This window comes from Terriglobia bacterium, assembly GCA_020072565.1.
GTDB lineage: Bacteria > Acidobacteriota > UBA6911 > UBA6911 > UBA6911 > JAFNAG01.
The window spans coordinates 1-6,414 of sequence record JAIQGI010000113.1; the positions used below are offsets into that span (position 1 = coordinate 1).

Annotated in this window: 4 protein-coding genes; all 4 read right to left on the bottom strand. The window is 55.7% G+C overall.

Features of this window, described 5'->3' with window-relative positions; genetic code table 11:
* Positions 1 to 485 precede the first annotated feature (485 nt).
* The 4 genes from LAP85_29300 to LAP85_29315 all read right to left on the bottom strand — a co-directional run bounded on the left by LAP85_29300 (position 486) and on the right by LAP85_29315 (position 5,689).
* On the bottom strand, positions 486 to 3,422 hold the full coding sequence (locus tag LAP85_29300) for a protein kinase (GenBank protein MBZ5500509.1): 2,937 nt from the start codon (positions 3,420 to 3,422) through the stop codon (positions 486 to 488).
* A gap of 308 nt (positions 3,423 to 3,730) precedes the next feature.
* Entirely contained in the window at positions 3,731 to 4,264 is a 534-nt protein-coding gene (locus tag LAP85_29305; GenBank protein MBZ5500510.1) for a permease prefix domain 2-containing transporter, read from the bottom strand.
* Positions 4,261 to 4,593, bottom strand: coding sequence for a helix-turn-helix transcriptional regulator (locus LAP85_29310; GenBank protein MBZ5500511.1), 333 nt, complete (start codon positions 4,591 to 4,593; stop codon positions 4,261 to 4,263). Before LAP85_29310 ends, LAP85_29305 begins: the two co-directional genes overlap by 4 nt.
* Before the next feature lie 319 nt (positions 4,594 to 4,912).
* Positions 4,913 to 5,689, bottom strand: coding sequence for a hypothetical protein (locus LAP85_29315; GenBank protein ID MBZ5500512.1), 777 nt, complete (start codon positions 5,687 to 5,689; stop codon positions 4,913 to 4,915).
* Positions 5,690 to 6,414: the final 725 nt, after the last annotated feature.

The window sequence follows — 6,414 nt, forward strand, 5'->3', positions numbered from 1 at the left end:
AAAGCAATTGGCCGAGAGAGGCCTTGCCATTCTTGGTTATACGGCGATCGCAATGTCAGCTTGGAGATCGAATTCAAAGGAGCTGATATGATCGATGAACGACCAGAATTGCGTACTTATTTTTGCGCGGGCCCTTAGCTGGGGCCGAAGCCCCGAAGTTAACATTGGCTTTTATCGGAAGCTGGACAAGTGGACTGAAGCGGCGCAACCCGCGAAGGAACCGCCGCAAAAGGCAGCCAATTTTACCTATCCTTCGTCGCCATAGGGAGCGCAGCACCTGCTGGGCGCTAAGGCCACTGCGGCCGGTATGAGGATTCTTCAAGCCGCGAACAAGATCCCGGCGCACACTCCCCTACCCTGCTGCATCTTGAGGTCACAAATTGTGACTTCAAGGCGCCAAAAGTTTGATTCTTGATTTCTTGGCGTCTTTGCGTCTTGGTGTTAAGTTTTGGATGCGACTATGCTGCGCCGCATACCCCTTCGACCTATTTCGGAACCAAAGCGGTTCCGGCGATCAGGTCGGGGATGCTGCGGGCCGGGCGAACCGCAGCGTAAATCAGGCCGGTGATTCCGATCGCGAGTGGCAGCGATGCAACCCAGGGGCTCGTCGAAAGACTTAAAGGGTGATTGAGATAGGAAAAGGGCGGAAACGGGAGACAAAGCATGAACATTCCCCAGGTAATCAGAGCCCGTAATGCACATCGATAACGCGGCGCTTTCCGGCCATCCTCCATTTTCACTGACATCCCAAACAGTCGAATCAGCAGACCACCTCTAAGAATCACGGACAACAGAAACGCGGGAATCGCCAAGCAGCCGAGTACCACAGAGACCCCAAATGGCAAGGCCTTCTGCAGCCGCGGTAGCATGCGTAGAAACTCACCAACGCCGGCTTCGCCTACGATCGCGCGTGCACGATCGAGATCGGCTTCGGAGACATGCGGATGTTGCTTCGCTGCCGACTCCAAAACGGGCCGCAGCTTTTCGTTCAGACTCTTAAGATAGATCTCGTTTTGTGGGTAAGCCTTGAGCTTCAAATAGCTCGCGGCCAGGATCGTTCGGAGGGCATCGCCTTGTTCGCTCGCTTTCGGGTTCCCAGGCGACTGGTCGAGTTGCTGGAGCTTGGTCGCATATTCGGAGACCGCCATAAGATCGCGCATCCAGTCGGGGGTGCGCGATGTGATGAAACTTGCCGCCAATAAGGAAATCGCCATAATGAGCGGAAGGATGGCAGTAACCAATCCCGGTCCCAGCCGTCGACCGGCCGTGAGTTGCGCGCTGTGGACCATGGAATTGCCGAGACTCGCTGCCAGGGCTGCCGGCGATTGAGCCGGATTCAAGCCGCCACAAACCGATTCAATGATAGGCTGGGCATGTTCCGGCAAGGGCACTCTTGGGACGATAGCATCCAGAGCGGCCGTGGGCACGAACCGGTTCTCGAGACCGACAAGCGTGATCTGGTGCAGAAGCCGTCTCCACCCATCCCCGTGGATCTCAACGGCTTGGCTGGTTTCACCTGAGCTGGCAGGAAATTCGAGCACTTTCACCTGGCCGTAGCCGGTGGCCCAAAAATGCTCGAGAGACAAGGAGCGCTGCTCCCGGGCATCGCGAAGCGCGGCATCCATTTCTGACGAGATGCCGAGCAACACCTGACGAATTTCATGCCACGAAAGCGAGCCCCGTGTGCGAACCCAGCTCGAGATGCCGCACCCGGAGGGCTTTTCGAAAGCATCCCATTTCCAGTCCGCGCTGCGGCTGCCGTTGAGCCAGTGCAGTTTTCCCGGACGCGCGTCGGCAAGCTCCTTCATTGTTGGAGCGTCCCCGGCGTCCCGGTAGCAGTGGATCCAGGCCGCCCGACTTAACACGTCATCATGCGCTGCGACGAGTGCCCGCCCATTGGCCCGCCAAACAAGAGCCTTGGACCGATACGGGCCGAAGGTGACCGGCAAATCAGCGGGCAGCGAGCTTTCCGCCAGCGGTAATTCTGGCGCCGCCAACTCGGCTCTGTGGCGCATCGATCGGACGCGTGTTCTGCTCGCGAGCTCATGCAGACCGGCATAACCGTTCCTCTTGCGAGCCAGAATCCAAAGGGCCGCATAGGAACATAAAGGTACACTCGCCGACCAACGAGATGCGGAAACGGTTGTTAGACCGGACTTCCATTGAATCAAAGCCACTACGCTTGGGATGAGCAAATAGAAGGTCAGGAACACCGCGCTTCTCACAGCAGCCTGGCCATAGCTCAGCTTCCCGCCCTCGGCGCTCACCACTCGCAAGCCCAGCACCCACTTCCCCAGGCTTCTGCCCCAAAACTTCTCGCCGATGAAGAAGTAGAAAAACCACGCCATGGTCGTGAATAAGCTGATAAACATAAAGCCGCTCATCAAACCGCCTTCAGATAAGGCCCTTAGCAGCAATGGAGCCATGATCAAGTTCAGGGGATAAAAGGCGAGGTAATCAAGGAGGAAAGCACCGAAGCGGCGAGCGAGGGTGACTGGGGTTGTGGCGGAAGAACAGTATGGCAACAGTTGGGCGCGCAGTGCTGCATAGCTTGGGTAGCGCTTGTCTCGGTCTTTCGCCAGAGCTCGGAGAACGATGCGCTCCAGCCCCGCCGGGATTCGGGCGTTATGCTGCGAAAAGGGGGTCGGCGGCTCCGAGACGATCCGGGCGAGCACCTCCCCAGCCTGCTCTGCTTCAAATGGCGGTTTCCCGGTCAAGAGCGCATAGAGCGTCGCGCCGACCGAATAGATATCGGTGCGAACATCAAGGTCGCGTCCCCTCACCTGCTCCGGGGAGGCGTAAGAAGGGGTTCCCAAAAATGACCCTGTAATAGTCAATTTGCTGTCACACTCGAGAGTGCGCGACAATCCGAAATCGCCCACTTTTGCACGACCCGCCTCATCCAGAAAGCAGTTTGACGGCTTCATGTCGCGGTGGAGAACGCCGACTTTGTGCGCAGCTTCCAACCCGTCAATGATCTCCAAGATCTGGTCGACCGCCTCCGTGACTGGAAGCCGTCCCTTCGACTTGAGCTGGTCCTGGAGTGTCCCCCCCGGCATGAGCTCCATCGTGATAATGGGGTATCCGTCTATTTCCTCCGCACCGAAAATGTAGACGCAGTTCGGGTGATTGATGGTGGCCGCAACCTGCCCTTCGCGCTTAAATCGCTCGAGAACCTCGATCGATACTCCTTGCACTTTAGTCAAAACCTTGAGAGCCAGGCGGCGCCCCGTATTGGTGTCTTCGGCATCCCAAACCTGGCCGAAGCCGCCCTGGCCGAGCAGGCGGAGAATGCGGTAATGCCCGAACAGGTGGCCTGCCTCAGGTTCCGTGCCGCTGGTCGCCAGATCGATCTTTGCCTGCGAGTTCAATCCCACAGATAGAGTTGGAAGATTGTCGTTGTTTGGATCTTTGATGTCCATGAGACTCTCGTCGGGGTGATGTTGGTTTCACCTTGCGCTACGGAAATCCATTGTGCCTATGACGTGTGATTGTATATCAAAAGACAGGTGGAACCGGCGGAAATTGCCGTTTTGCCGAGTCCGGGGCGATGGAAGAGAGAAAAGGGGATTACCGGACAGCTGCCGCATTCGGACGAAAGCCGCCATTGTGGACAGAATCGGCAACACGAACGCTTTAGGATTTGGGACCGGTTACATGTAGGAGAACGCCACTATACGTTCTTTATTCTTCCCGAATCGCAAAATGAACTGACTCTCTCTCGTTATTCTCAGCGTTTTTGTTTTTCTTCGTGTAGATGGAGGGATTGAATCTTGAGTGCGTGCCGTTTGTGCCAGTAGAAAACGAATCCTGACCCTAGAATTCCGAGGATGCCGGTGATGACAAGCAGCCCTCGAATGGCGGGGATGCCAACAGCGAAGATGAAAACCGTTGCAAAAACGAAAAGAAAGCCGGCTACGCCGCTTCCGACCGGTATGTGGTGCATTGAAATTCCGGGATGGGGCGTAACCGCATCTTGCATTGGTTTAGACATATCAATTCGTCCTTTCCAGAGTTTCAATGCAGTTTGTGGATTCTTGCGAAACCTGAAGAAGAGGCGCATTGAGCAAACAACCTGCCGCCAATACCAGAGTCTGGCTCTGGAGATTCCGCAACTTGGCACGATAACGGCTGAATATAGTTCAGACAAATCGCCTGTAACGTTATCGAGAACCTGGTCTGGTAGCAAAAACTGAAGGAGCCGTTGCGCAATTTCAGGTGGCTTGGCCGCTGTACTTGGCTTCCAATCGCAATTCTGACTCATGGCTCCTCCAAAACCGGATCCAATCCCGCCCACATGTTTTGGAGAATCTCGCGAGATCGTTCCAAGGCTGCGGATCCTTGCGCTGTGACTCTGAAGAATCGTTTAGCCCTTCCCCCTCTCTCCGGCGTCGGAGAGCCAACTCTTGAAGAGATGTACCGTTTAATCTCCAATCGATCCAGCGTCGCATACACGGCACCGATCATTACCGATCTTCCCGTACGCTGTTCGATCTCTTCCAAGATCGTCACGCCATAGGCATTCTTGCCCAGGCGAAGCACAGCCAAGAGGACTATCTGCTCAAATTCTCCGAGGTATTCGCCTTTTCCCATGCTGAGACCTTTTCTTCTACAAAATAGAACAAATAAAGTTCAATGTCAAGAGTGCGCATGGAGGGAGGGACCTTGATTGGTGTGAGCCGTACAGCAAACACATGAAGGAACACCCTGAGGCAAGGATTCCTGACCACGCCACAATGGCTGGAACTGGTGTACCGGAGCCTTGAAAAGCGCTGACAGGCCCGCTCTGTTTCGATTCGAATGAGCATCAAGGATTCACCCGAAACCTGTAAGACCCTGTGGGAGAACATCGACCCGATTGCAGAGGCGCCGGGCGAGCTGTGCTCCCAAATCCCGCTCTGTTGCCGGCGGGTCACCGCCGCTTCTTATCGTTCAGGATTTCTTTGCGCAAAATGTTTCTGAACCGCCCCTTGCTTACGTAGTGATCTGACAGCAGCCGGCCGTTCCACAACAGACTGAAGACACCATAATAAGACGGCGCATTTTGAGCTTCTTCCGCGCGGTTGAGAACGGTAACGCGGAGCTTCAGGCCATATTCCGCCGCCATCTCGGCAACATCATTCACCGACTTCGAGAGCATCGGGCATTGATCCGAATACACGATGTGCAAGCCGCGGTACCTTGCGCCTTTATCTTCAATATCCCGAAAGCGGGGCTCTGCGCCCTCCCTGAGCCGGTAAACGACCAGTTCGAATCGATCTCGCTCCGCCGTCTTTGTGAATCCATTGTTCAGGAAAATTTCCTTCCCCGCCATCCACGTACCGTTGCTGACCATGGTGGCGACGCCCGTGCCGCCGTTCCGTTCGGCGTCCTCGATACAGGCGCGGATCAAACGGCCTCCGAGCCCCCCAATCCGCTGCCCTTCAGCGAACACCCACAAGCAATGGACAAACAGCCAGCCCCGGGCATCGACCGGTCTCCATGCGAATTCGCCCGGGACATATTCGAGGAACGCCAGCGCTTTCCCTCTCTCGTCGCGGAATAACAGGATGCGCAACCCTTCTGCAAAACGCTTCTGCAGCCACTCAACCTTGCACGCGTAGCCCGGATTGTCACGATTTTTTATGCAGCCGATGCCGCACTCTGCCAGGTTCTCGGGACCGACTCTTACGAGGATACTATCGTGCATCGCGGCGGCCTCCAGGCAATGAGGCAGGATTGCATCGTTGCGAGGTTATCACAGTCATATCTGCAGCGCAGGGGGTTTCAGGCACCTGCCCCGGACACTGCGCATTTATGGTAGCGGAGCGTCTAGTCCGCTCTGCAAATAGGTGTGCGTGTGCTCAAATGACTGACCGGGGATGCTAATCTGCCCTGCAACAAGAGGTAGGTGAGCAAGAAAACTGGATCCGGGAACACAGGGTGGCTATAAAATGCTGCTTAGCTGGGGCCGAAGCCCCGAAGTTAACAATTGGCTTTTATCGGAAGCTGGACAAGTGGACTGAAGCGGCGCAACCCGCGAAGGAAACGCCGCAAAAGGCAGCCAATTTTACCTATCCTTTCAACGAACGTGGAGTTACATGGCCGCAGGCCACTCTCGAAAGCACCAAGGACCGCCTCTAGGCCCAAAACAAGCGAGGATTAAGCATGACCGCGGCTGCCGTTATTTCTCTCAGCCACTGGTCATTTTCGCCGCGCTGTTTTGTACCCATTGACACGACAGTGCGCATTGAAGACAGACTGCTCCCTCCTGTTCTCTGCCTTTTCGCTTTGCATGTCTGCCTTCGATGCGCCCCTTTCTCCCTTTTGCTCATTTACGCCGGCAAGCCGGGATATTGCCGACGCCCTGGGTCATGAAAACTTGAGCTCCCGGATATGGTCGAAGGTGGAGAAGAACGTTTCAAGATGCTTGCT

What these genes read in the sequence shown, in the direction of transcription:
- LAP85_29300 (MBZ5500509.1), bottom strand. Translation starts at nt 3,422, where the DNA reads ATGGACATCAAAGATCCAAACAACGACAATCTTCCAACTCTATCTGTG.
- LAP85_29305 (MBZ5500510.1), bottom strand. Translation starts at nt 4,264, where the DNA reads ATGAGTCAGAATTGCGATTGGAAGCCAAGTACAGCGGCCAAGCCACCT.
- LAP85_29310 (MBZ5500511.1), bottom strand. Translation starts at nt 4,593, where the DNA reads ATGGGAAAAGGCGAATACCTCGGAGAATTTGAGCAGATAGTCCTCTTG.
- LAP85_29315 (MBZ5500512.1), bottom strand. Translation starts at nt 5,689, where the DNA reads ATGCACGATAGTATCCTCGTAAGAGTCGGTCCCGAGAACCTGGCAGAG.